Source organism: Rhizobium sp. G187, from assembly GCF_051549525.1.
Lineage (GTDB): Bacteria > Pseudomonadota > Alphaproteobacteria > Rhizobiales > Rhizobiaceae > Allorhizobium.
This window is the reverse complement of record NZ_JBPUGM010000003.1, coordinates 433,916-455,066: the sequence shown is the minus strand read 5'-3', so window position 1 is coordinate 455,066 and position 21,151 is coordinate 433,916. Positions and strand designations below refer to the sequence as shown.

The following is a 21,151-nucleotide window of genomic DNA, read 5'->3' as shown; positions in this document are numbered from 1 at the left end:
CTTCTTGCGATGCTGGCCAGAGAATGTCAACGCAACTCTAATCGATTGTAATTTCCGCCCCCGGCCAGTCCCGGGACCTTCGTGTCTGATCTTGGCACAAACGTGACGGCCTTGAAAGCTTGCGCTCCTGCATTCCCCATGCGATCAAGCCTTTGCAGCATGGAATGACATCCCGACGATGAATAACCCACCCGTTTTCGAGATACTGGACGGCCGATATGACAGCGGTTTGGTGCTGCTGGCCGATCATGCGACCAATCTCGTGCCGGAGGCCTATGCGCGGCTCGGCCTCGCTGACAGCGCCTTTGCGCGGCATATCGCTTACGACATCGGCATCGAGCCCCTCACGCGTCGCCTCTCAGCCCGGCTTCAGGCGCCAGCCGTGATGTCGCGCTTCTCCCGCCTGCTGATCGATCCGAATCGCGGCGAGGATGATCCGACGATCATCATGCGGATTTCCGACGGCGCGATCATTCCCGGCAACCACCCGATCACAGCCGATGAATGGCAGCACCGTATCGCCACCTATCATCGGCCCTATCATGAAGCTGTATCGGACGTGATTGCGCGTACGGCTGACGCCTCGGGCAAGGCTCCGCTGGTGCTGTCACTGCACTCCTACACTCCGGCCTGGAAAGGCATCCCCCGCCCCTGGCACGCGGCTGTTCTCTGGGACACCGATGAACGCGCCGTTCGCCCCCTGATCGACCAGCTGTCCGCGTCGGGCGAGCTTCTTGTGGGTGACAACGAACCTTATGACGGCGCCTTGAAGGGCGACACCATGTACCGTCACTGCATGATCAAAGGCATCCCGCACGCGCTTCTCGAAGTGCGTCAGGATCTGATCGGAACGGATGATGGCGTCGATACCTGGGTCGACCGGCTGGCGCCCATTTTCGAGCGCCTCAATGCCGACCCGAAGCTGCATGAATATCGGATCCATGCGTCGCGCACCGGCCCCTACCCGGCCGTTGGGCCCACGCCCTGAAGGAGATCGTCATGACCCTGCCAACCAAGGACGAGCAGACCGAACTCGAGGCCGCCGCCTTCCGCCGGCTGGTATCGCACCTGCGTAACCGAGCGGATGTCCAGAACATCGACCTGATGAACCTCGCCGGCTTTTGCCGCAACTGCCTGTCCAACTGGTATCTCGATGCGGCCCAGGAAAAGGGTCTGAACCTCACGCGCGACGAAAGTCGCGAGATCGTCTACGGCATGCCCTATGACGAATGGAAGGCCCTGAACCAGCGCGAGGCCACGTCTGCGCAGCAACAGGCCTTCGAAAAGAACCGGCCTCAGGAATGAGGCCAAACGCTTTGCTCTTGACGTCGCGCTCGGATCGCGGCACCTGAGCGCCACCGAAAATCCATCCCGAAATCAAGGAGAATGCCCATGTCTGATGCCGCCCACGGCGTCGCCCGCGACCAGCTCCGCGCCTTTGTCGAGCGCATCGAGCGCCTCGAGGAAGAAAAGAAGACGATCGCCGACGACATCAAGGACGTCTATGGCGAAGCCAAGTCCATGGGCTTCGACACCAAGATCCTGAAAAAGGTGATCGCACTGCGCAAGAAGGACGATCAGGAGCGCATGGAAGAGGATCTGATCCTCGACACCTATCTCGCAGCGCTTGGCATGATCGAGAGCCCGCCGGAAGGCTGAGGCCTTCCAATGATGCGGGGACCTCAGACTGAAGGCCCCAACAAAAAACCCGCCTCACGGCGGGTTTTTTCATATCGGCAAACCAGGAGGGATCAGGGCGCCCCGAAACGACTGGGATCAATCGTCGTCGCGTCGAGACGGAAACCATCAGGCACCACGGTCGGCGCGGCAAGCGCACGGGAGACCACGCGCGGCGCCTTGACACTTCTGTCGGAGACCTCAAAACGACCCTGGCTCATTGCCCATTGCTCAAGCATGTTCTTCGTCAGCGACGTGCCACCATACATGGCCATGTGAGCACGCTCCGCCTCTTCCTGACCCGGGCGTCCACCCTTGACCGGGACGGTCGGATCGACCTTGGCGGAACCAGCGGCAGGCTCATCGAAAACATCACCGAACTGGCTTGCAGAGGCAGGCTCAGACTTCGGCGGAATGGAAGCGACTTCGACTGGCCGCTGCGCCGGCTGCGGCGCGGACACGGCCTCAGGCTCCGCCCGCATCTGCGGAACGGCCACGGGCATATCGCTGGCAGAACGATTGCTCTCCTCGAGCGCATCGGCAGCTTCCGGCGACAGAATGGCCTGTTCGACCTCGTCGACCTCTGCCTCGGAGTCTGCTTGCGCCTTGGCAAGCAAGGCCTCCGCCAGAGCCGGTCGGCTGGCCGGAATAGGCACGGCCAAGCCATCAGGCGACATCATCGACGGTGCATTCGGATCGATCGACGCCGTCATGACATTGGTCGAGGCATCACCCGGCGCCGGCCGCGGTCCAAGCAAGCTCGGCACCGGAATGGTCATCTCGGCCAGGTCAGGGAATTCGTCGGATGGCGGCTCGACCGGTTGCGGCGTCGCGGAGGCAACCTGCTGCAACGCTTCGCCGGCGGCATTACGCGGCGGCTGATAAAGGGCAACGGCAAGGCTTGCATCGGCCTGGCGGAGCGAAGGACGCGACACTGGAACCGGCGCATCGACACCCGGAAGCGCGCTGGCAACCATTGTCGGCTCGCTGGCTGTCACGACCGGCGGCGGCGGAGCAGCCGGCTCAGGCTGACTTGCAACGGCTGGGCGCTGCGGGACGTCCGGCACGTCTTCCGCTTCATCCTCATCGCCGCCACGAAAGAGCATGGCGAGCAGGTTGCGCGGACGGCTGGAACCCTTTTCCTCGGCCATCATGACAGTGTTGCCACTGGCCAGACGGCGCTTGTATTCGGCCAGCGCCTGCTGGTAACCCGGCAGCGGCTTGCCATCGGACGGAATGTGAACGGTCTTGCCATCCGGGAAAAGACGCACGAGATCCTGACGGTTCATGCGTGGCCAGGCACGCACACCCGCCACGTCCATGTGGACGAAGGGCGAACCGGATGTCGGATAATAGCCAACGCCGCCCGCCTGCATCTTGACGCCCAGCTCGCGCAGCCGCTTGAGCGGCACGCCGGGAATGTAGAAGTCCATCGCCGTGCCCTGCATATGCTGGCTTTCCTTCGCGACACCCTTGGAGCGCGAACGCAGCATGGCATTGGTGGCCGGCGAACGATAAGCGGAGACGACCTTGATATAGCCCGAGGCGCGGGCCTGGCGATAGACCTCCCAAACGAGGTCGAAAAGCCGCGGATCCATCTTTGTGGGCTCGTTGCGGCGCCAGTCGCGCAGAATGTAGTTGAGCTGCTTCAGGCCCTTGGGATCATAGCGACCATTACGCTTGAACGTAATCGAGGCGCGTTCACCGGTATGGACGAATTCGATATTGAGGGTGCGGCTCTCCGCGCGCGCCTGTCCGGTTCCCGTGAGCATGAAGCCCAGAGACAGGAAGAACACTGCAAAAACGGAAAATGCCAGCCTCGCCGCAAAGTGCGCGCACGCAATCTTTATTTTGCGCCCATCTGCTTGTTGGAGCGCACTGTTTTCTTGCGATGCCTGCAACTCGATCCCCGTAAGCAAAGACTAGGTCCCACGCCACCTGAAATGAACGCTAAATGCGGTCATAGCATGGCAATTGTGCCACAGCCGCACAAGCGTTTCATACATGGTGAACGCTTGCCTAACAAGTATTTAGCCTTATTAGGTGATTAAGCTTACGCGAGAGTTAACAACAGGGGATTGAGCCAAATCAAGCCGCGCTTTTCTGGGGGTTGTCGGGGTCGATGCCGTAGTCCTTCAGCTTTCTGTAGAGAGTCGAGCGGCCGATGCCCAGCTTGCGCGCCACCTGGCTCATCTGGCCGCGATAGAATTTCAGCGCAAACCGGATCAATTCCTCTTCGATCTCGGCCAGTTTTCGCACATTTCCGGCCTCGTCGGTACTCACAATGACGTTGGCCATGGACGCGGCCGCAAAGGCCTGGGTCTGGGCTGCGGATTGGCTCGGGACGGACACACGGTCGAACAATGCAGCCTGAGCCCGGACAAATGCGGAAGCATCGGCGGCGGCCTGGGCAGCATCGACACCGGCGCTGCGCATCATCTGACGGCGCTCTCCGACCTGTGCCGATATATGCGGGAAATCAGCCTCCCGCAGACTGGACCCCTCTGCGAGCACGACGGCGCGGAAGACAGCATTTTCCAGCTGGCGCGTATTGCCTGGCCAGTCGAATGCCGTGAGGAGCGCAATCGCCGAGGCTTCGAGCTGAAGCGTCTTGGCGAGCCGCTGCTCCAGCGAAAACCGCTCGACGAAACTGCGCACGAGATGCGGAATATCCTCCTTGCGCCGGCGCAACGATGCGATCGTGATCGGAAAGACGTTGAGGCGATAATAGAGATCCTCGCGGAAACGTCCGGACTTCACCTCTTCTATCAGGTCGCGACTGGTCGCCAGGATCAGACGCACATTGACCTTGGACGCGCGATCCTGTCCAGGACGGCGGATTTCGCCATGCTGGACAATATCGAGAAGACGCATCTGCGTGGAAAGAGGCAGTTCCGCCACCTCGTTGAGATAGAGCGTGCCGCCGTCCGCCTCGAAAAACTTACCCGAAGGGGCGCCCTTCAAGCCCAGGCCAAGATCATTGCCGAACAGGGCCTCGTCCATCTGCGCTGGCGAAATACCGTTGCAATTGACACTGACGAAGGGCCGCGATGAACGCTCGCTAGCCGAATGAATGGCCCGCGCAACCGTTTCCTTGCCAACGCCCGTTTCCCCCTCAAGCATGACGGGAATGGTCGATTGCGCTGCGCGCCGGCCGAGTTCGACGACGCGCGACATGGTCGCACTGACGGCCACAATATCGGCAAAGGTGACCGCGCCGCCGCGCATCCGTCGCGGCGATTTTCCCTGTTGCGCACTCTGATGCACCTTCATCGCCGCTTCGATTGCGCCGACCAATCGGTCACTGCTCACCGGCTTGACGAGAAAGTCGAAGGCCCCGGCCCTGACTGCGTCGAGTGCAAGCTCGTCGGCGCCTTCGGAAATCTCGACGATGACGGGCAAGGCCGCGTTGATTTCGAGCGCGAGCGGCAGGAGCTCGTCGGCGAGATCGGCAACGGTCGCCGAATCGACCACCACCACGCCAATGCTGTCGCGATGACGGATCAAGATCTCGATTCCGTCTTGGCCCGTATCTGCGACATGGACCACATGACCGTGCGCCTCGATTGCAGACTTCATGCTGCGGCGTTCGGCAACATCTTCATCGATGAGTAGGACCTGTGCGTTCAACTTCGTCTCCCCGGATGGACGATAAGGCGCGTTTCGCGCTCCTGGGTTGCAGGTCTCGGAGACTGACAGAAAGGACTGAACATGTTCTTGGGAGAAACACTCGCATTTTAACGGTCCTTAACCAGTTATGGCACAATCCACAGGCGAGGCGCGACAAAACTCGCCGTTGTGGCACAGACCTGCAACGATCTCCGGAACTTGCCGCGGCGCACATGACTGACTACATCTGGCGCTAACATTGAAAATACGAGGAGCCGCCATGTCGATCGTTCACAGTTCACCTGCAGAAGCCCGGGCCAACCACGATGCGACGCTTGGCAATCTGCCGGTCTGGCGGCTGGAAGACCTGTATCCGGGCCAGACGTCGCCGGAATTCCTCGCAGCACTCGACAGGGCAGCCGCAGACGCGCTGGCCTTTGAAGTGAAGTGGAAGGGCAAGCTGACCGAGGCATTGGAAACTGTTGGCGCCGGCGGGCTCGCTGAGGCGCTTACCGAACTTGATGCCCTGGAAGATCTGCTCGGCCGCATCGCCTCCTATGCCGGCCTCACCTATTATTCCGACATGACGAACCCGGCGAACGGCAAGTTCTTCGGCGATATCCAGGCCAAGCTCACCGACATGTCGTCGCGCCTGCTGTTCTTCCCGCTGGAGATGAACCGTCTGGCCGATGACGCAGTCGACGCCGCCATGGACCGTGACGCAGCCCTTGCCCATTTTCGCCCCTGGATCGTTGATTTGAGGAAGGACAAGCCGTTCCAGCTCGACGATCGGATCGAACAACTCTTCCTCGAAAAGTCGCAGACCGGCGCTGCCGCCTTCAACCGTCTCTTCGATGAAACGCTGGCCTCGCTGCGCTTCAAGATCGGCGAAGACGAAATGCCGCTCGAGCCGACGCTGACGCTGCTGCAGGATGCTGACCCGGAAAAGCGCCGGCAGGCCGCCATGGCCCTGTCAAAGACCTTCAAGGACAATGCCCGCATCTTCACGTTGGTGACCAACACGCTGGCAAAGGACAAGGAGATCTCCGATCGCTGGCGCGGCTTCGAAGACATTGCCGATAGTCGCCATCTGGCAAACCGCGTCGAGCGCGAAGTCGTCGACGCGCTCGCCGAAGCCGTACGTGAAGCCTATCCGCGCCTGTCGCACCGCTATTACAAGATGAAGGCCAGGTGGCTCGGCATGGACCGGATGAATTTCTGGGACCGCAATGCGCCGCTTGCCGAAACCCCGGATCGTCTGATCCCCTGGAATGAAGCGAAAGACATGGTGCTCTCCGCCTATGGCGGCTTTGCCCCTGAAATGGCCGAGATTGCCGGACGCTTCTTTGACGGCGGCTGGATCGATGCGCCAGCCCGTCCGGGCAAGGCCCCGGGCGCCTTTGCTCATCCGACAGTGCCCTCGGCACACCCCTATGTTTTGGTCAACTATCTCGGCAAGCCGCGCGATGTCATGACGCTTGCGCACGAACTCGGCCATGGCGTGCACCAGGTGCTGGCGGGCGGCCAGGGCGCACTGATGTGCAACACCCCGCTGACGCTCGCAGAAACGGCATCTGTCTTCGGCGAGATGCTGACTTTCCGCGCTCTCCTCGACAAGACGACCGACAGCAAAGAACGCAAGGCGATGCTGGCCCAGAAGGTCGAGGACATGATCAATACGGTCGTGCGCCAGATCGCTTTCTACCAGTTCGAGCGCAAGCTCCACACCGCCCGCAAGGACGGCGAACTGACCTCCGAGCAGATCGGCGAACTGTGGCTCTCGGTTCAGCAGGAAAGCCTCGGACCGGCCATCGAAATCTCGGAAGGCTACGAGACCTGGTGGACCTACATCCCCCACTTCATCCACTCGCCCTTCTACGTCTATGCCTATGCCTTCGGCGACTGCCTGGTGAACTCGCTCTATGCGGTCTACCAGAATGCCGACCAGGGCTTCCAGGACAAGTACTTCGAGCTCCTGAAGGCAGGCGGCACGAAGCACCATTCCGAACTCCTCGCCCCCTTCGGCCTGGACGCGACCGATCCGTCGTTCTGGGCCAAGGGTCTGTCGATGATTGAGGGGCTGATCGACGAGCTGGAAGCGCTAGATAAGGCAGCTTGAACTGGAGCAGCTGCTTTTCCATGGGTGACCACGCCCCTTACGCGCTCTTCCGCGATGATCGCGCCGGAACGAGCCTCGTCTTTGCCGAACCGCAGGACCTCGTCTTCGCGCGGACGGCGGACGAGGTGCGTCCGGCGCTCGCGCGGTTGGAGGCGGCTCGCAAGGCCGGTAAATGGCTGGCCGGCTACCTCTCCTACGAGGCCGGCTTTGTCTTCGAGGACAAGCTTGCGCGTCTGGTCGAGGACAATCGCGAGACCCCGCTGATCGCCATGGGCATCTTCGAGGCCCCAGCACCAGACGGTCATCCTCTTGCTGCGGCCCCATCGAACATTCCCAACGCGCCTTTTCTGTCTGCGCCGCATGCGGGATGGGATTTTGAGGCCTATCGCGAGCGGTTCGATCGTCTGCACCACCACTTGCGCAGGGGCGATTGTTATCAGGCCAATCTCACCATGCCGATCGAGGCGCGCTGGGAGGGTGATCCAAGGGCAGCATTCTGGTCGCTGGTCGGACGCCAGCCGGTGCATTACGGCGCCTTGATTGATTTCGGTGACCCGGTCATCCTGTCGCGCTCGCCGGAACTGTTCTTCTCCGTCGATGCTGACGGCTGGCTCGAAACCCGGCCGATGAAGGGCACGGCCCCCCGCGGCGCAAGCGCTGAGGAGGACGATGCGATCATCGAGGCCATGCTCGCCGACGAAAAGACTCAGGCCGAAAACCGGATGATCGTCGACCTGCTGCGCAACGATGTCTCCGTGATCTCGGAGGTCGGCACCCTCTCGGTCCCGAAGTTGTTTGCGATAGAGACCTATCCGACCGTTCACCAGATGGTGAGCTATGTCAGGGCCAGGCTCTCGCCCGATATCGGCCTGCCCGAGATCATGGCCGCCCTCTTCCCCTGCGGCTCGGTCACCGGCGCGCCAAAAATGTGGGCGATGCGCATCCTGCATGAGTTGGAGGCCGGTCCACGAGATATCTATTGCGGTGCGATCGGCTGGTGCGACCCCAACGGTCCCATGCGATTTTCAGTTGCAATCCGCACGATCTCCCTTTTCAACCAGGGCCGCGCCGTCTTCAATGTGGGCGGCGGCATCGTCTTCGATTCGAAGGCCGAGGCCGAATACGAGGAATGCCTGTTAAAGGCGCGCTTTGCCGTGGGTGACCAATGGATTTCTCGCTGATCGAGACGATGCGGTGGCAGCCGGGCGCAGGTTTCCTGCGGCTCGATCAGCATATGCGCAGGCTCTCCCGCTCAGCCGATGCATTGGGCTTTCGCCAGCCTCAGGATCCGAAAGGCAGGCTCCAGAAAGAGATTTCCGGAGATCAGCCGCTGCGTGTCCGGCTCGTCATGACCTTTCGCGGCAAGATGGAAATCAGCGCCACGCCGTTCGATCCGCTGCCGGAAGAAGCCGTCTGGCGCTTGCGGATTGCCAAAACCCGACTGCAATCCGAAGACAGCCTTTTCCGCCATAAAACCTCGCGGCGAGAGCCCTACGAGGCCGCGCGCGCCGAATATGCCAAAGAGGAGGCTGACGAAGTCATCCTTCTCAACGAGCGGGACGAGGTCTGCGAAGGCACGATCACCAATGTCTTCGCCGAGGCGGAGGATGGCATGCTGCTGACCCCGCCGCTCACCAGCGGCCTCTTGCCCGGCGTGCTGCGTGCGGAACTCATTCGCGAACGCAAGGCCCGCGGCGAAATCCTGAAACTCGATGACCTGCGACACCGCAAGCTCTTTGTCGGCAACTCCCTGCGCGGGCTCATCCGCGCCGAACTGGTGGAATAGGCAAGCCGAATGTTCATTCTCTCCCTCACCTATGTGAAGCCAGCCGAAGAAGCCGACCGCCTGATGCAGCCGCATATGGACTGGGTGAACGCCGGCTATGATAGCGGCCTGTTCCTGGCCTCCGGCCGGAAGAACCCACGCACCGGCGGAGTGATCCTCGCACGGGGCGATCGAGGCGAGATCGAGGCTTATGTCGCAGCCGATCCCTTCATCATGGAAGGCGTGGCTGTCTGCGAGGTGACGGAAGTTGCGGTGACGCGGACAGCAGCGGGGCTTGAGGGGTTGAAGGACTGATATCAGTCGGGACAGGCCATTGATTGCTCACAATCGTGCGCAGATATTGACGCATCAGGACGTTGGGAATGGAGACGGACTCCCGCAAGATCATCACACGGCTCCGAGACGAAGGCTTTGAGCCTCGGGTCGATTTCCGGGTCTCACCACAAGTTTCGAAAGGGCGATAAAACGCTTATCGTCCCGCATCCGAAGAAGGATCTGCCGCTCGGCACGGCGCGGGCCATTGCCAAGCAGGCAGGCTGCATTTCATCCTGAGGGGAGCAAAACGCAATGCGACACGATATGGCATTGGGCCACAAGGACGCGGAAAGTGCTTTCGGCATCAGCTTTCCGGATCTTCCTTCCGTCTTTTCGGCAGCGGATGATGAAGAGGATTTGCTGGCAAATGCGATCAAAGCCTTGCGGTTATGGGGAAAAGACGAGCTCCTTCCGGAGCCCTCTCCCTATGCCAAGATCCTAGCGCGCGCCGATATTCGGCAAGACCTGAGTGACGGCGCTTTCCTCATTCGCGTCCCGCTGATCGAGGACGACACGAGAACGGTGCGCGCCAATGTTACACTGGAGGCAGGCACGCTTGCGGCGATCGACATCGCAGCCAAGCAGCGAGGATTAACGCGCTCCGCGTTCCTGGCGAGCTGTGCCCGCAAAGCAATCGAGCGCTCGGAGTGACTGCCGACGCCGAAAAGTTCACCCACACCCCATACGCCAGCGCCACCCGGCCCTTCACCATAGGCCTCTCGGCGCTCGCCCCCGAGCGCTGGATCATGCCGGGTGCTGACCTCCCACACTATCTCGCCGAAAAACACCACCTCGCAGCAACCCGTCTCGACGAGGTCTTTCGGGCCACCGAAGATAGCCTGCCTGCCCAGAGCGAATGCCTCAATGCATTGGTCGCGCATCTCGCGCAGGATCACCCGCAGGTCTATCAGCGCACCGACAACCATCTCCGAATGGCAGATCATGTCGTCGATCTCTCCGACGAGACGATCCCGCCACTTCTGCGCGCCGGCATGCTGGTTCAGGACGACCTCGTCATCATGATGAGGCGCGAGGCGGGCTGGTATATCGCCGCGGCCCATCTCTCCTTCCCCTCTTCCTGGCTGCTTGCGGAGAAGTTCAATCGACCGATGGAGGAGGTCCACAAGCATGTTCCGGGCTTTGAGGCGGGCACACGCAATGCCGTGATGATCAACCGCATCTTCGACAACCTCCTGCCCGATCAGCCGGCCGAACGTTTCAACTGGTCGATCAACTGGGAGGAAAAGCTCTTCCATCCCGAAACCGGCCGCAACGATACGGCAGATCCAGATGATGCCGTGATCCGCGTCGAGCGTCAGACGCTGACGAAACTGCCCGAAACCGGCGCAATCGTCTTCACCATCCGCATCTATCTCGACCCTGTCAGGCTCTTCACCAGCCACCCCGAAGGGCCCCGGCTGGCAACCGAGCTGGCGCGTCAGCTGGAGGGGCTGACGGAGGCGCAATCGGCCTACAAAGGCCTTGATCGACAGCGGCGCCGGCTTGTCGAGCGCTTGTCCGCCATGGCCGCCCACGAAAAATAGGCGCTGACGGCATTCGAGCGCCTTGTGACGCCCTTTATTGTGTCAGAGTTTTGTGATCTAGAACCGCCAATATTGCTCCGGCCAGACAAGAAGAGGCCGGAAACACAGCCCGAGAAAAACCGGGCTTCCAAGGAGACGGACATGAGCGAAAAGACCTACCCGGTATACGGCGAGATCACCGGCCCGATCGTGATGATCGGTTTCGGCTCGATCGGCCGCGGCACCCTGCCGCTGATCGAACGCCACTTCAAATTCGACAAGAGCCGGATGGTCGTGATTGACCCGCGCAACGACGAGGCGGACCTGCTCGCCAAGCACGGCATCAAGCACATCCAGGCGCATGTCACCAAGGACAACTACAAGAAGCTGCTGAAGCCGCTCCTCACGGAAGGGGAAGGCCAGGGCTTCTGCGTCAACCTCTCGGTCGACACCGGCTCGCTCGACCTGATGAAGTTCTGCCGCAAGCTCGACGTGCTCTACATCGACACCGTCGTCGAGCCCTGGCTCGGCTTCTACTTCGACAAGAACATGAAGAACTCCGAGCGCACCAATTATGCGCTGCGCGAAACCGTGCGCCAGGAAAAGGCCAAGAACCCGGGCGGCACCACGGCCGTCTCCACCTGCGGCGCAAACCCCGGCATGGTCTCCTGGTTCGTCAAGCAGGGCCTCGTCAACATTGCTCACGAAATCGGCCTGAAGTTCGAGGAACCGGACCAGAACGACCGCGAAGGCTGGGCCAAGCTGATGAAGAAGGTCGGCGTCAAGGGCGTGCACATTGCCGAGCGCGACACCCAGCGCACGAAGAACCCGAAGCCGCTCAACGTGTTCTGGAACACCTGGTCTGTCGAAGGCTTCATCTCGGAAGGCCTGCAGCCGGCCGAACTCGGCTGGGGCACCCATGAAAACTGGATGCCGAAGAACGCCAAGAAGCACAAGAAGGGCTGCAAGGCCGCGATCTATCTGGAGCAACCGGGCGCCAACACCCGCGTGCGCACCTGGTGCCCGACGCCGGGCCCGCAATATGGCTTCCTGGTCACCCACAACGAGTCGATCTCGATCGCGGACTACTTCACCGTCGAGAAGGACGGCGAAGTCACCTATCGCCCGACCTGCCACTATGCCTACCACCCGGCCAATGACGCCGTGCTCTCGCTGCACGAGATGTTCGGCAATGGCGGCACGCCGCAGCCGGTCCTGCACGTCCTCAACGAAGACGAACTGGTTGATGGCGTCGACGAACTCGGCGTACTCCTCTACGGCCACGAGAAGAATGCCTACTGGTACGGTTCGCGCCTGTCGCTCGAAGAAACCCGCGAGATCGCCCCTTACCAGAACGCAACCGGCCTGCAGGTGACATCCGCTGTGCTCGCCGGCATGGTCTGGGCGCTTGAAAACCCGAAGGCTGGCATCGTTGAAGCCGACGAGATGGACTACAAGCGCTGCCTCGAAGTGCAGTCGCCCTATCTCGGCCCGGTCGAAGGCCATTACACCGACTGGACCCCGCTCGACGGCCGCCCGGGCCTCTTCCCGGAAGAGCTCGACGAGAAAGATCCGTGGCAGTTCAAGAACATCCTCGTTCGCTGAGCCAATTCCTTTCGCAAACAGGGCCCGCTTTTCTGGCGGGTCCCAGCCTCCTGTCGCAGAAGGGCCACAGCAAGACCGGGATAAGCACCTCGGTCCAGGCGGGATGCCTTGCTTTGGTCCAGCCTTCGCGGCATGGTTCGAAACGACGCATATTGGCAACCGGCCGGACCGGGCTGCCGCACAGGTGGGAGCACTGAATGAACATCCGATCCATCACGGCAATCGCAGCCTGCAGCCTCGCCCTTTCCTCCTGCTATTCCTCGGGTCCGCAGCGGCAGCTGCCAAGCGTTCAGCAGGGACCATCGGTCGAAGGCGCATGGGTCGATCCGAACGGTATTGTCTCGACATTCCAGGGCGGCACTTTCACGACCCGCACGACAGACTCGAACCAGATCCTGGCCTCAGGCTCCTATATGCTGGTCAATGACCGCCTGGTCGAGATCAACATGACCTCGCTGGTGCGCAACACCCGCCAGAAGGTCAACTGCGCCCTCGTTACCCCGGGCCAGCTGAACTGCACCTCGGATAGCGGCGCACAGTTCTCGCTCGCGCGCCGAGCCTGATACAGCCCTCCATCACGAGCGCCTTTTCGAAAGCGGCCCGCAAGGCCGCTTTCTTGCATTTGCACCGACACTAACATTTTGGAGTGGCCCGTTTTCCGCTTGCCCTCCCCTGAACTTGATGAAAACATCAAGCTTTCCGAGGCCGGGATCGGCTGTCACGAAGACGTGCCAAGCTGGCGGAAGACATATTGCAAAAGGAGAGTAGATCGATGTTCAGACAATTGCGAATTGGCCTCTTGAGCGCCTCCGTACTGGCCCTGACGGCAGGAACGGCATTCGCCGATTTCGAGCTTAACATCCTTCATATCAACGACTTGCATTCCCGCATTGAGGCAATCAACAAGTCCGACTCCACCTGCTCTGCGGAAGATGAAGCGAAAAGCGCCTGCTTCGGTGGCATTGCTCGCGTCAAGACCGCAATCGACACCCGTCGGGGCGAGTTGCAGGGCAAGAATGTGCTGACCCTCGACGCCGGCGACCAGTTCCAGGGCTCGCTGTTCTACACCACCTACAAAAGCGCGCCGATCGCCGAATTCATGAATGGCATCGGCTTTGACGCCATGGCCATCGGCAACCATGAATTCGATGATGGCCCGGAAGAACTCGCCAAGTTCATCGATGCGCTGAAGTTCCCGATGATTTCCGGCAACACGCTGGCCGGCCTCAATTCGCCGGTCGCCAACAAGTTCAAGCCTTACATCGTCAAGGAGTTCGGCGCGGAAAAGGTTGCGGTCGTCTCCGTACTGGCGACCGACACCGACGAGACCTCGTCGCCCGGCGATAGCGTGCTCTTCGCCGACGAGATCGGCTACCTGAAGGAAGCTGTCAAGGAAATCGAGGGCCAGGGGATCAACAAGATCGTGCTGCTCTCGCATGTTGGTTACGTCAAGGACCAGGAAATCGCCAAGGCCGTTGATGGCATTGACGTCATCGTCGGTGGCCATAGCCACACGCTTCTGTCCAGCACCGACGAGAAGGCGCAAGGCCCTTATCCGACCCTGGTCAAGAACCCGGCCGGCAAGGATGTACCGATCGTCACCGCCTACGCCTATTCCAAATATCTCGGCGATCTGACTGTGGTCTTCGATGACGCCGGTGTCGTCACCTCCTCCACCGGTGCTCCGAAACTGCTCGATGCCTCGGTCACGCCCGATGCCGGCTTTGTCGCCAAGGTAAAAGAACTGGGCGGCCCGATCGAGGAACTGAAACTGAAGGAGATTGGCTCCACCGCAGAAGCCATCGACGGCGCCCGCGAGACCTGCCGCGCAGTCGAATGCTCGATGGGCAACCTCGTCGCCGACGCAATGGTCGATCGCCTGAAGGATCAGGGCGTTACCATCGCCATCCAGAATGGCGGGGGCCTGCGCGCCTCGATCGATGCCGGCACGGTGACCATGGGCGAGGTTCTGACGGTTCTGCCGTTCCAGAATTCGCTCGCCTCGTTCCAGCTCAAGGGCTCGGATGTGGTGGCAGCGCTTGAAAACGGGGTCAGCCAGATCGAAGAGGCCGCTGGCCGCTTCCCGCAGGTCTCCGGCCTGAAATACACATTCGACGCCTCGAAGCCAGCCGGCAGCCGCGTCTCCGATGTTCAGGTCAAGGAAGGCGATGCCTTCGTCGCCATCGACCCGAACAAGGTCTATGGCGTCGCGACCAACAACTACATGCGGTCCGGTGGCGACGGATACAAGGTCTTCGCGACCGGCGGTCAGAACGCCTACGACTTCGGCCCTGGCCTTGAAGCGGTGGTCGCCGACTTCATCGCCAAGAACAGCCCCTATAAGCCCTATACCGATGGCCGCATCACCGTGATTGCAGCCGCAGCCCCGGCCGCTGATGCCGCACCGGCCACAACCGATGCAGCGACGAAGCCGGCTGAACCGGCACCAGCCGCAGAAACGGCCACCCCGACAGCAGTACCGGCTGCAACCGCAACCGAGACCGCTGCCACGGCTGCGGCCACTGTCTACAAGGTCATCGCTGGCGACAGCCTGTGGAAGATTGCCGAAGCCACCTATGGCGACGGCAATCTGTGGAAGAAGATTGCCAAGGCCAATGCGCTGCGCAATCCGAACCGCATCCATGTCGGTCGCGAACTGGAATTGCCGGCGAAGTAAGACCCTTTGCCGCACGACAAGGGCCGGTCCGGACTTTTCCGGACCGGCTTTTGCTTTTATCAGATGATCTTAGCAGGCCTTCGTGACGTATAGGTCGAGACACTTATCACCAGGAATTCAAGATGAATGCTCTTCCCGCCCATTGGCCCTCCGACCATCCGCCGGTGAACTTCGGTAAAGTCGGCGTGCTGCTCGTCAACCTCGGCACGCCTGATGGCACCGACTACAAGTCGATGCGCCGTTATCTCGAGGAATTCCTGACGGACAAGCGGGTGATCGAGTGGTCGCGCTGGTTCTGGTATCCGATCCTCTACGGGATTGTGCTGAACAAGCGCCCACAGAAGGTCGGCAAGGCCTATGAGGAGATCTGGAACAAGGAGCTCGACGAAAGCTATCTGCGTACCTACACGCGCAACCAGGCCGAAAAGCTGGCGGTCGCGATGAAGGACCTGCCAAACGTCCATGTCGATTGGGCCATGCGCTACGGCCAGCCGGCCATCCAGGCCAAGATGAACGAGATGCAGAAGGCAGGCTGCGAGAAGATCCTCGTCTATCCGCTTTACCCCCAATATGCCGCCGCAACGACGGCCACAGTCAATGATGAGGCTTTTCGCGCACTTCTGAAAATGCGCTGGCAGCCCGCTTTGCGCACCGTGCCGCAATATGCCGACGACCCGGTCTATATCGAAGCGCTGGCCAATTCGATCACCAAGCACCTCGCCACGCTCGACTGGGAGCCGGAGCTGGTGATCACGTCCTATCACGGCATCCCCCGGTCCTACTTCATGAAGGGCGATCCCTATCACTGCCAGTGCTACAAGACGACGCGCCTTCTGCGCGACCATCTCGGCTGGGAGAAGGACAAGCTGATGGTGACCTTCCAGTCCCGTTTCGGGCCGGAGGAATGGCTGCAGCCCTACACCGACAAGACGGTCGAAAAGCTGGCCAAGGAAGGCGTGAAGCGTATCGCCATCCTCAATCCCGGCTTCGTATCGGACTGCCTCGAAACACTGGAAGAAATCGCCGGTGAAGCGGGCGAAGACTTCCTCCACAATGGCGGCGAGAAATTCACCCACATCCCCTGTCTCAATGACAGTGAAGACGGCATGCGCGTGATCGAGAACGTGGTCCGGCGTGAACTTCAAGGTTGGGTTTGAAACGAACGATTTGAATTGAAGGCCGCCTCCGGGCGGCCTTTCTTCTTGTGGCGGCGTCCGACAGACCAGGGACCGGGCCTGTAAATTGTGGCAGGTACAAACTAATTTCACTGCGCAACTTAGAGGTCGCACGCCCACCGGAGGGCACTGAGAGGGCGGACAGAAAAACGATCATCTGCACAAATTTTTCGCAGTCCGTTCGGTCGCTTAGCATCATCACGCACCCGGAGCGGACGCACTCCAATGCAACCAGGCGATGCCAAAGAGCGGACAAATTTATTCAACTTTTCGATCTAAAGTATTGGATTTTCGGAGTGTTCTATCTTCGTCTATCGTTATATTAACGTTCCTTTTAAGAATAACTCTTAGATTTCACGGGGAGAGAAGGAGATCCCCCCATGAAATTGAACCGCAACCTATTGGCGTCAGCCCTCGTCGCGCTGTCAGCCGCCCAGGCCCTCGCAGAACCGCCGGCCCCCGATGTCAACAAGCTCGTGACACCGGAAGTCGTGCAGGAGATGCGCGACATCATCGGCGCAGAAATTGTCCGGGTATCCATCGAGGCCCAGAACAAGAGGCTGGCGAATCTTGAGCAGAGCAAGATCGATGCGCTCGACAGCCAGTGGAAAGCGGAACGCGAATCCACCGACAAGCCACTGATCGCGGCAACCCTGTCCAGCCCGCTCTCCGTTTACCTCGCCCGCCTCCAGGGCAAATCGCTCGGCCTCTATGCGGAAATCTTCGTAATGGACAAGAACGGCCTGAATGTCGGTCAAAGCTCGGTCACCAGCGACTTCTGGCAGGGCGACGAAGGCAAATTCCAGAACACCTACGCCGTATCGGAAGAAGCTCTCTTCATCGACGAGGCTGAATGGGACGACGAAGCCAAGATCTGGCGCGGCCAGGTGAGCTTCACGGTCCTCGGCACGGACAAGAAGAAGATCGGTGCCGTGACAGTGGAACTCAACCTCACCGAACTTGAGCGTCGCGCGCAGGCCGGCGCCTGATCGACCATTCGCGGTGCCATGACGGCAATCGCTTTTTCCATCTGTGCCGCATCACCTTGAACGTCGAGGCAATTCAGAGCCATGTTGAATAATATTTCCGTCACCACGAAGGGACTGGCCGCCTTCAGCCTTCTGGCGGCAATCGCCATCGCCAGCTCCACCTTCATCTACAACAGGGCAACGATTGCGAATGGACTTGTCGCCGAGGCGCAACGCCTTCAGCATCTTACCGAAAACGTAGCAGAGTTCAGCAACGACATTTATGTCTCCGATCTCAGCTTGAAAAGTTTCCTGCTGACTGGCAACCGGGAGTTTTCCGATGCCACTACAGCAAGCCTCGAAGAAATGCGGCAGGATGTTGTTGACCTGACAAAAACCTTCACCGAGGTGGCTCCGTCCGAGCTTGCCACCTTGCAGGCCGCCTTTGCCACGATCAACGAATGGCAGACAAAATTCGTCCAGCGTCAGATCGACTTGATGCGGGACCCAGCAACCGTCGAACTGTCCCGCGCTATCGAAGTCGGTGGTGAAAGCGAAGCCCTTGTCGCCAAGGCGCAAGGTGAGTTGCAGACTGCAATAACTCAGCTGACCGCACGCAGCGCAGCAGCAGAGCAGCAGCAGGGCGCAGCCCTGAAAATGGTCGAAACAGTTGCATTTGGCGCTGCCCTCGCTGTCGCCTTCGCTGCGGCCTTGATGGGCTTCCTCAATTACCGCCTCGTTTCTAGCCCGCTTGCCCGTTTGGCGACGGCGACAAACAAGCTCGCCCATGGCGATCTCGACGTCGCGATCAAATCTGGCGGCAAGGACGAAATCGGCCAGATGGCAGCCTCCATGCAGATCTTCCGCGAAGCGGCCCTGGCCAACAAGCGCCTGCAAGCCGATGCGGAAACCAATCGTCGCCAGGCAGAAGCAGACCGCATCTCGGCACAGGAACGCGCCGAGGCCGATGCAGCCGAGCGCCTGCGGATCGCCACCTCCGGCCTGGCAGCCGGTCTCCAGCGGCTTGCCGCCGGCGATCTCGCCTTCCAGCTCAACGAACCCTTCGCTGCAGACTTCGAACCCCTGCGTCACGATTTCAACACGTCGATCCGCCAGCTCAACACCACGCTCTCCGCCATTACGCGCAGTGTCAGCGCCATGGAACTTGGAACGCGTGAAATCGCCAGCGGCTCGGATCATCTGTCGAAGCGCACCGAACAGCAGGCAGCATCGCTTGAGGAAACCGCCGCAGCCGTCGAACAGATCACGGCCAATGTGGTGAACTCGACGAAGCGCACGGAAGAAGCGCGGGGCGTGGCGGCTCAGGCCAACACCTCGGCCACCCAGTCCTCGGAGGTCGTCTCCCGCGCCGAGGAAGCCATGCGCCGGATCGAAGGCTCGTCGCAGCAGATCTCCAACATCATCGGCGTGATCGACGAGATTGCCTTCCAGACCAATCTTCTTGCACTGAATGCCGGCGTCGAGGCCGCACGCGCGGGTGAAGCCGGCAAGGGCTTCGCCGTTGTCGCCCAGGAAGTGCGTGAACTGGCTCAGCGTTCTGCCAACGCCGCCAAGGAAATCAAGGCACTGATCCAGAACTCCTCAGCGGAGGTCTCCGGTGGTGTTGACCTGGTACGCAAGACCGGAGAGGCGCTTCGGACCATCGGCGGCTTCATCACCGAGATGAACGTGCACATGGATGCCATCGCCATCTCGGCCCGCGAACAGTCGACCGGCCTGTCGGAAGTCAACCAGGCGGTCAACGCCATGGACCAGACGACCCAGCAGAATGCCGCCATGGTCGAAGAGTCGAACGCCGCCTCGGCTGCCCTTGCCACCGAAGCCGCCAAGCTGCGCGAGCTCATCTCGCAGTTCAGCATTGATGCCGGACAGACAGCACAGGTCGGTGCGCTTCGCGAAACGGCCCAGGCCATGGCGCGCCCCTCGACCCAGGCACCGGTAACCCGCCCGGCCCCGCGCCGCGCCGCCGCCCCGATGACGCACGGCAATGCAGCGGTCTCAAGGGACAACTGGGAAGAATTCTGATCGCCAGGACAGCTTGAAATGAAAGGGGCGGAGTGCAAACTCCGCCCCTTTCCAATTGTGGGCCACGGGCATGCCGCGGTGACACACGCCCCTTGCATTTGGCGCGCAATATGCCGATCTACAAAGAGAAACTGAAAGTTGTGCCTAGCTAGGGCGGGGAGTGAATATGCCTTTCACAGGTCCGGATATCGTCGTCATTGCACTGGTCGTGCTTGTCATCCTCATACTCTTCGCCGGCATCAAGACCGTGCCGCAGGGTTACCGCTACACGATCGAACGCTTCGGCCGCTACACGCGCACGCTGGAACCCGGCCTCAACATCATCATGCCCTTCATCGAGCAGATTGGTGCGAAGATGAATGTCATGGAACAGGTTCTGGATGTTCCGACCCAGGAAGTCATCACCAAAGACAACGCTTCGGTCTCCGCAGATGCCGTCGCCTTTTACCAGGTGCTGAACGCCGCCGAAGCAGCCTACCAGGTTGCCAATCTCGAAAACGCCATTCTCAACCTGACCATGACCAATATCCGCTCGGTCATGGGCTCGATGGATCTCGACGAGCTCCTCTCCAACCGCGAAGTCATCAACGACCGTCTGTTGCGCGTGGTCGACGAGGCCGTGCGCCCCTGGGGCATCAAGGTCACCCGCGTCGAGATCAAGGACATCCAGCCACCGGTCGATCTGGTCGACGCCATGGGCCGCCAGATGAAGGCCGAGCGCGAGAAGCGCGCCCAGGTCCTGGAAGCTGAAGGTTTCCGCAACGCCCAGATCCTCAGAGCCGAAGGCGCCAAGCAGTCAGCCATCCTGGAAGCCGAAGGCCAGCGCGAAGCCGCTTACCGCGAGGCGGAAGCCCGCGAGCGTCTGGCTGAAGCCGAAGCCAAGGCCACCCGCATGGTGTCGGAGGCGATTGCCGCCGGTGACATCAACGCGATCAACTACTTCGTTGCGCAGAAATACACCGAAGCCATGGCTTCGATCGGCACCGCCCCCAATTCCAAGGTCGTGCTGATGCCGATGGAAGCCTCCTCGCTGATCGGCTCGCTCGGCGGCATCGGCGCAATCGCGCGCGAAGTCTTCGGCGACCAGCAGCCGCAGCGCGCCCCTGCCCCGCCGCGTGCGCCCGCCGCTCCGCGCTCGACGCCGGTCGTCAACCCCTTTGATCCGAACCGCGAGTGATCGCCATGATCAGCCGGATCATCACGGAACTTGGCCCCTGGAGCTGGTGGGTGCTCGGCATGCTGCTTCTGGCGGCCGAATTGACGATGCCCGGCGTCTTCCTCGTCTGGGTCGGCCTCGGCGCCCTGCTGACGGGCGTGCTTTCACTTCTCTTCTGGGAGATGGGCTTCTGGACCTGGCATGTGCAGGCGCTGGTCTTCGCACTGTCCGCCGTCACCTTCACGCTGACCGGCCGGCGCTATTTTGCCAGCCGTGACAAGGCCAGCGACCAGCCACTGCTCAACCAGCGCAGCGCAAGCCTTGTCGGCCGCACCGCAACGCTTGGCGAGCCGATCCGCGAAGGCCGCGGCCGCATCCGCCTCGACGACACCTTCTGGTCCGTCTCCGGCCCCGATCTGCCCGAAGGCACGCGCGTCCGAGTGATTTCTGGCAAGGGTGGAGACCTGACGGTCGAGAAGGCTTAAGCCGACGTCG

At 60.9% G+C, this 21,151-nt stretch carries 19 protein-coding genes and 1 pseudogene; 18 read left to right on the top strand and 2 right to left on the bottom strand.

The annotated features are described in order from the left end of the window. The first annotated feature begins 178 nt into the window (after positions 1–178). The 3 genes from ACSV9I_RS11325 to ACSV9I_RS11315 all read left to right on the top strand — a co-directional run bounded on the left by ACSV9I_RS11325 (position 179) and on the right by ACSV9I_RS11315 (position 1,659). The gene (locus ACSV9I_RS11325; RefSeq protein WP_438328959.1) at positions 179–988 is read left to right on the top strand and encodes an N-formylglutamate amidohydrolase; all 810 of its coding nucleotides are present in this window, start codon (positions 179–181) and stop codon (positions 986–988) included. 11 nt (positions 989–999) lie between these two features. After that, positions 1,000–1,305, top strand: coding sequence for a DUF1244 domain-containing protein (locus ACSV9I_RS11320; RefSeq protein ID WP_438328958.1), 306 nt, complete (start codon positions 1,000–1,002; stop codon positions 1,303–1,305). 87 nt (positions 1,306–1,392) lie between these two features. Continuing rightward, a complete protein-coding gene (locus tag ACSV9I_RS11315) occupies positions 1,393–1,659 on the top strand; it encodes a DUF2312 domain-containing protein (RefSeq protein ID WP_054157131.1) in 267 nt (88 codons plus the stop codon). A 92-nt stretch (positions 1,660–1,751) separates the two neighbouring features. On the opposite strand, the gene ACSV9I_RS11310 is transcribed toward ACSV9I_RS11315, so the two are convergent. Together ACSV9I_RS11310 and ACSV9I_RS11305 are read right to left on the bottom strand one after the other, a co-directional pair. Continuing rightward, the gene (locus tag ACSV9I_RS11310; protein WP_438328957.1) at positions 1,752–3,449 is read right to left on the bottom strand and encodes a DUF882 domain-containing protein; all 1,698 of its coding nucleotides are present in this window, start codon (positions 3,447–3,449) and stop codon (positions 1,752–1,754) included. 316 nt (positions 3,450–3,765) lie between these two features. Further along, positions 3,766–5,307 carry a sigma-54-dependent transcriptional regulator gene (locus ACSV9I_RS11305; protein WP_054157130.1) on the bottom strand — a complete coding sequence of 514 codons (1,542 nt, stop codon included), beginning with the start codon at positions 5,305–5,307 and terminating at the stop codon, positions 3,766–3,768. Between the two features lie 259 nt (positions 5,308–5,566). On the opposite strand from ACSV9I_RS11305, the gene ACSV9I_RS11300 reads away from it, so the two are divergent. The 15 genes and pseudogenes from ACSV9I_RS11300 to ACSV9I_RS11230 all read left to right on the top strand — a co-directional run bounded on the left by ACSV9I_RS11300 (position 5,567) and on the right by ACSV9I_RS11230 (position 21,141). Then, positions 5,567–7,405 (top strand): M3 family oligoendopeptidase, encoded by a 1,839-nt coding sequence (locus tag ACSV9I_RS11300; protein ID WP_438328956.1) that lies wholly within the window; start codon positions 5,567–5,569, stop codon positions 7,403–7,405. Positions 7,406–7,425: 20 nt separating this feature from the next. Next, complete coding sequence (locus ACSV9I_RS11295) at positions 7,426–8,586, top strand: aminodeoxychorismate synthase component I (RefSeq protein ID WP_438328955.1); 1,161 nt, start codon at positions 7,426–7,428, stop codon at positions 8,584–8,586. Beyond that, complete coding sequence (locus ACSV9I_RS11290) at positions 8,571–9,191, top strand: aminotransferase class IV family protein (RefSeq protein WP_438328954.1); 621 nt, start codon at positions 8,571–8,573, stop codon at positions 9,189–9,191. The genes ACSV9I_RS11295 and ACSV9I_RS11290 overlap by 16 nt, the downstream gene beginning before the upstream one ends. A gap of 9 nt (positions 9,192–9,200) precedes the next feature. Next, a complete protein-coding gene (locus ACSV9I_RS11285; protein WP_438328953.1) occupies positions 9,201–9,485 on the top strand; it encodes a YciI family protein in 285 nt (94 codons plus the stop codon). A 68-nt stretch (positions 9,486–9,553) separates the two neighbouring features. Continuing rightward, positions 9,554–9,743, top strand: a pseudogene (locus tag ACSV9I_RS11280) (type II toxin-antitoxin system HicA family toxin). Between the two features lie 15 nt (positions 9,744–9,758). Further along, positions 9,759–10,157, top strand: coding sequence for a type II toxin-antitoxin system HicB family antitoxin (locus ACSV9I_RS11275; protein WP_438328952.1), 399 nt, complete (start codon positions 9,759–9,761; stop codon positions 10,155–10,157). Next, positions 10,154–11,050 carry a heme-dependent oxidative N-demethylase family protein gene (locus ACSV9I_RS11270; protein WP_438328950.1) on the top strand — a complete coding sequence of 299 codons (897 nt, stop codon included), beginning with the start codon at positions 10,154–10,156 and terminating at the stop codon, positions 11,048–11,050. The genes ACSV9I_RS11275 and ACSV9I_RS11270 overlap by 4 nt, the downstream gene beginning before the upstream one ends. Before the next feature lie 141 nt (positions 11,051–11,191). Beyond that, positions 11,192–12,634: a homospermidine synthase gene (locus tag ACSV9I_RS11265; RefSeq protein WP_054157124.1), complete on the top strand. Its 1,443-nt coding sequence runs from the start codon at positions 11,192–11,194 to the stop codon at positions 12,632–12,634. 197 nt (positions 12,635–12,831) lie between these two features. Further along, positions 12,832–13,197, top strand: coding sequence for an outer membrane lipoprotein Omp10 (omp10, locus tag ACSV9I_RS11260; protein WP_054157123.1), 366 nt, complete (start codon positions 12,832–12,834; stop codon positions 13,195–13,197). A 209-nt stretch (positions 13,198–13,406) separates the two neighbouring features. Next, on the top strand, positions 13,407–15,311 hold the full coding sequence (locus ACSV9I_RS11255; protein ID WP_438328949.1) for a 5'-nucleotidase C-terminal domain-containing protein: 1,905 nt from the start codon (positions 13,407–13,409) through the stop codon (positions 15,309–15,311). A gap of 122 nt (positions 15,312–15,433) precedes the next feature. Beyond that, on the top strand, positions 15,434–16,468 hold the full coding sequence (gene hemH, locus ACSV9I_RS11250; RefSeq protein ID WP_438328948.1) for a ferrochelatase: 1,035 nt from the start codon (positions 15,434–15,436) through the stop codon (positions 16,466–16,468). 398 nt (positions 16,469–16,866) lie between these two features. Further along, positions 16,867–17,475 carry a hypothetical protein gene (locus ACSV9I_RS11245; RefSeq protein WP_438328947.1) on the top strand — a complete coding sequence of 203 codons (609 nt, stop codon included), beginning with the start codon at positions 16,867–16,869 and terminating at the stop codon, positions 17,473–17,475. Positions 17,476–17,556: 81 nt separating this feature from the next. Continuing rightward, positions 17,557–19,500, top strand: a complete 1,944-nt coding sequence (locus ACSV9I_RS11240) for a methyl-accepting chemotaxis protein (RefSeq protein ID WP_438328946.1) — start codon at positions 17,557–17,559, stop codon at positions 19,498–19,500. Positions 19,501–19,666: 166 nt separating this feature from the next. Continuing rightward, positions 19,667–20,677: an SPFH domain-containing protein gene (locus ACSV9I_RS11235; protein WP_438328945.1), complete on the top strand. Its 1,011-nt coding sequence runs from the start codon at positions 19,667–19,669 to the stop codon at positions 20,675–20,677. Positions 20,678–20,682: 5 nt separating this feature from the next. Then, complete coding sequence (locus tag ACSV9I_RS11230) at positions 20,683–21,141, top strand: NfeD family protein (protein WP_438328944.1); 459 nt, start codon at positions 20,683–20,685, stop codon at positions 21,139–21,141. Positions 21,142–21,151: the final 10 nt, after the last annotated feature.

What these genes read in the sequence shown, in the direction of transcription:
- ACSV9I_RS11325 (WP_438328959.1), top strand. Translation starts at nt 179, where the DNA reads ATGAATAACCCACCCGTTTTCGAGATACTGGACGGCCGATATGACAGC.
- ACSV9I_RS11320 (WP_438328958.1), top strand. Translation starts at nt 1,000, where the DNA reads ATGACCCTGCCAACCAAGGACGAGCAGACCGAACTCGAGGCCGCCGCC.
- ACSV9I_RS11315 (WP_054157131.1), top strand. Translation starts at nt 1,393, where the DNA reads ATGTCTGATGCCGCCCACGGCGTCGCCCGCGACCAGCTCCGCGCCTTT.
- ACSV9I_RS11310 (WP_438328957.1), bottom strand. Translation starts at nt 3,449, where the DNA reads ATGCTCACGGGAACCGGACAGGCGCGCGCGGAGAGCCGCACCCTCAAT.
- ACSV9I_RS11300 (WP_438328956.1), top strand. Translation starts at nt 5,567, where the DNA reads ATGTCGATCGTTCACAGTTCACCTGCAGAAGCCCGGGCCAACCACGAT.
- ACSV9I_RS11295 (WP_438328955.1), top strand. Translation starts at nt 7,426, where the DNA reads ATGGGTGACCACGCCCCTTACGCGCTCTTCCGCGATGATCGCGCCGGA.
- ACSV9I_RS11290 (WP_438328954.1), top strand. Translation starts at nt 8,571, where the DNA reads ATGGATTTCTCGCTGATCGAGACGATGCGGTGGCAGCCGGGCGCAGGT.
- ACSV9I_RS11285 (WP_438328953.1), top strand. Translation starts at nt 9,201, where the DNA reads ATGTTCATTCTCTCCCTCACCTATGTGAAGCCAGCCGAAGAAGCCGAC.
- ACSV9I_RS11275 (WP_438328952.1), top strand. Translation starts at nt 9,759, where the DNA reads ATGCGACACGATATGGCATTGGGCCACAAGGACGCGGAAAGTGCTTTC.
- ACSV9I_RS11265 (WP_054157124.1), top strand. Translation starts at nt 11,192, where the DNA reads ATGAGCGAAAAGACCTACCCGGTATACGGCGAGATCACCGGCCCGATC.
- omp10 (WP_054157123.1), top strand. Translation starts at nt 12,832, where the DNA reads ATGAACATCCGATCCATCACGGCAATCGCAGCCTGCAGCCTCGCCCTT.
- ACSV9I_RS11255 (WP_438328949.1), top strand. Translation starts at nt 13,407, where the DNA reads ATGTTCAGACAATTGCGAATTGGCCTCTTGAGCGCCTCCGTACTGGCC.
- hemH (WP_438328948.1), top strand. Translation starts at nt 15,434, where the DNA reads ATGAATGCTCTTCCCGCCCATTGGCCCTCCGACCATCCGCCGGTGAAC.
- ACSV9I_RS11245 (WP_438328947.1), top strand. Translation starts at nt 16,867, where the DNA reads ATGAAATTGAACCGCAACCTATTGGCGTCAGCCCTCGTCGCGCTGTCA.
- ACSV9I_RS11240 (WP_438328946.1), top strand. Translation starts at nt 17,557, where the DNA reads ATGTTGAATAATATTTCCGTCACCACGAAGGGACTGGCCGCCTTCAGC.
- ACSV9I_RS11235 (WP_438328945.1), top strand. Translation starts at nt 19,667, where the DNA reads ATGCCTTTCACAGGTCCGGATATCGTCGTCATTGCACTGGTCGTGCTT.
- ACSV9I_RS11230 (WP_438328944.1), top strand. Translation starts at nt 20,683, where the DNA reads ATGATCAGCCGGATCATCACGGAACTTGGCCCCTGGAGCTGGTGGGTG.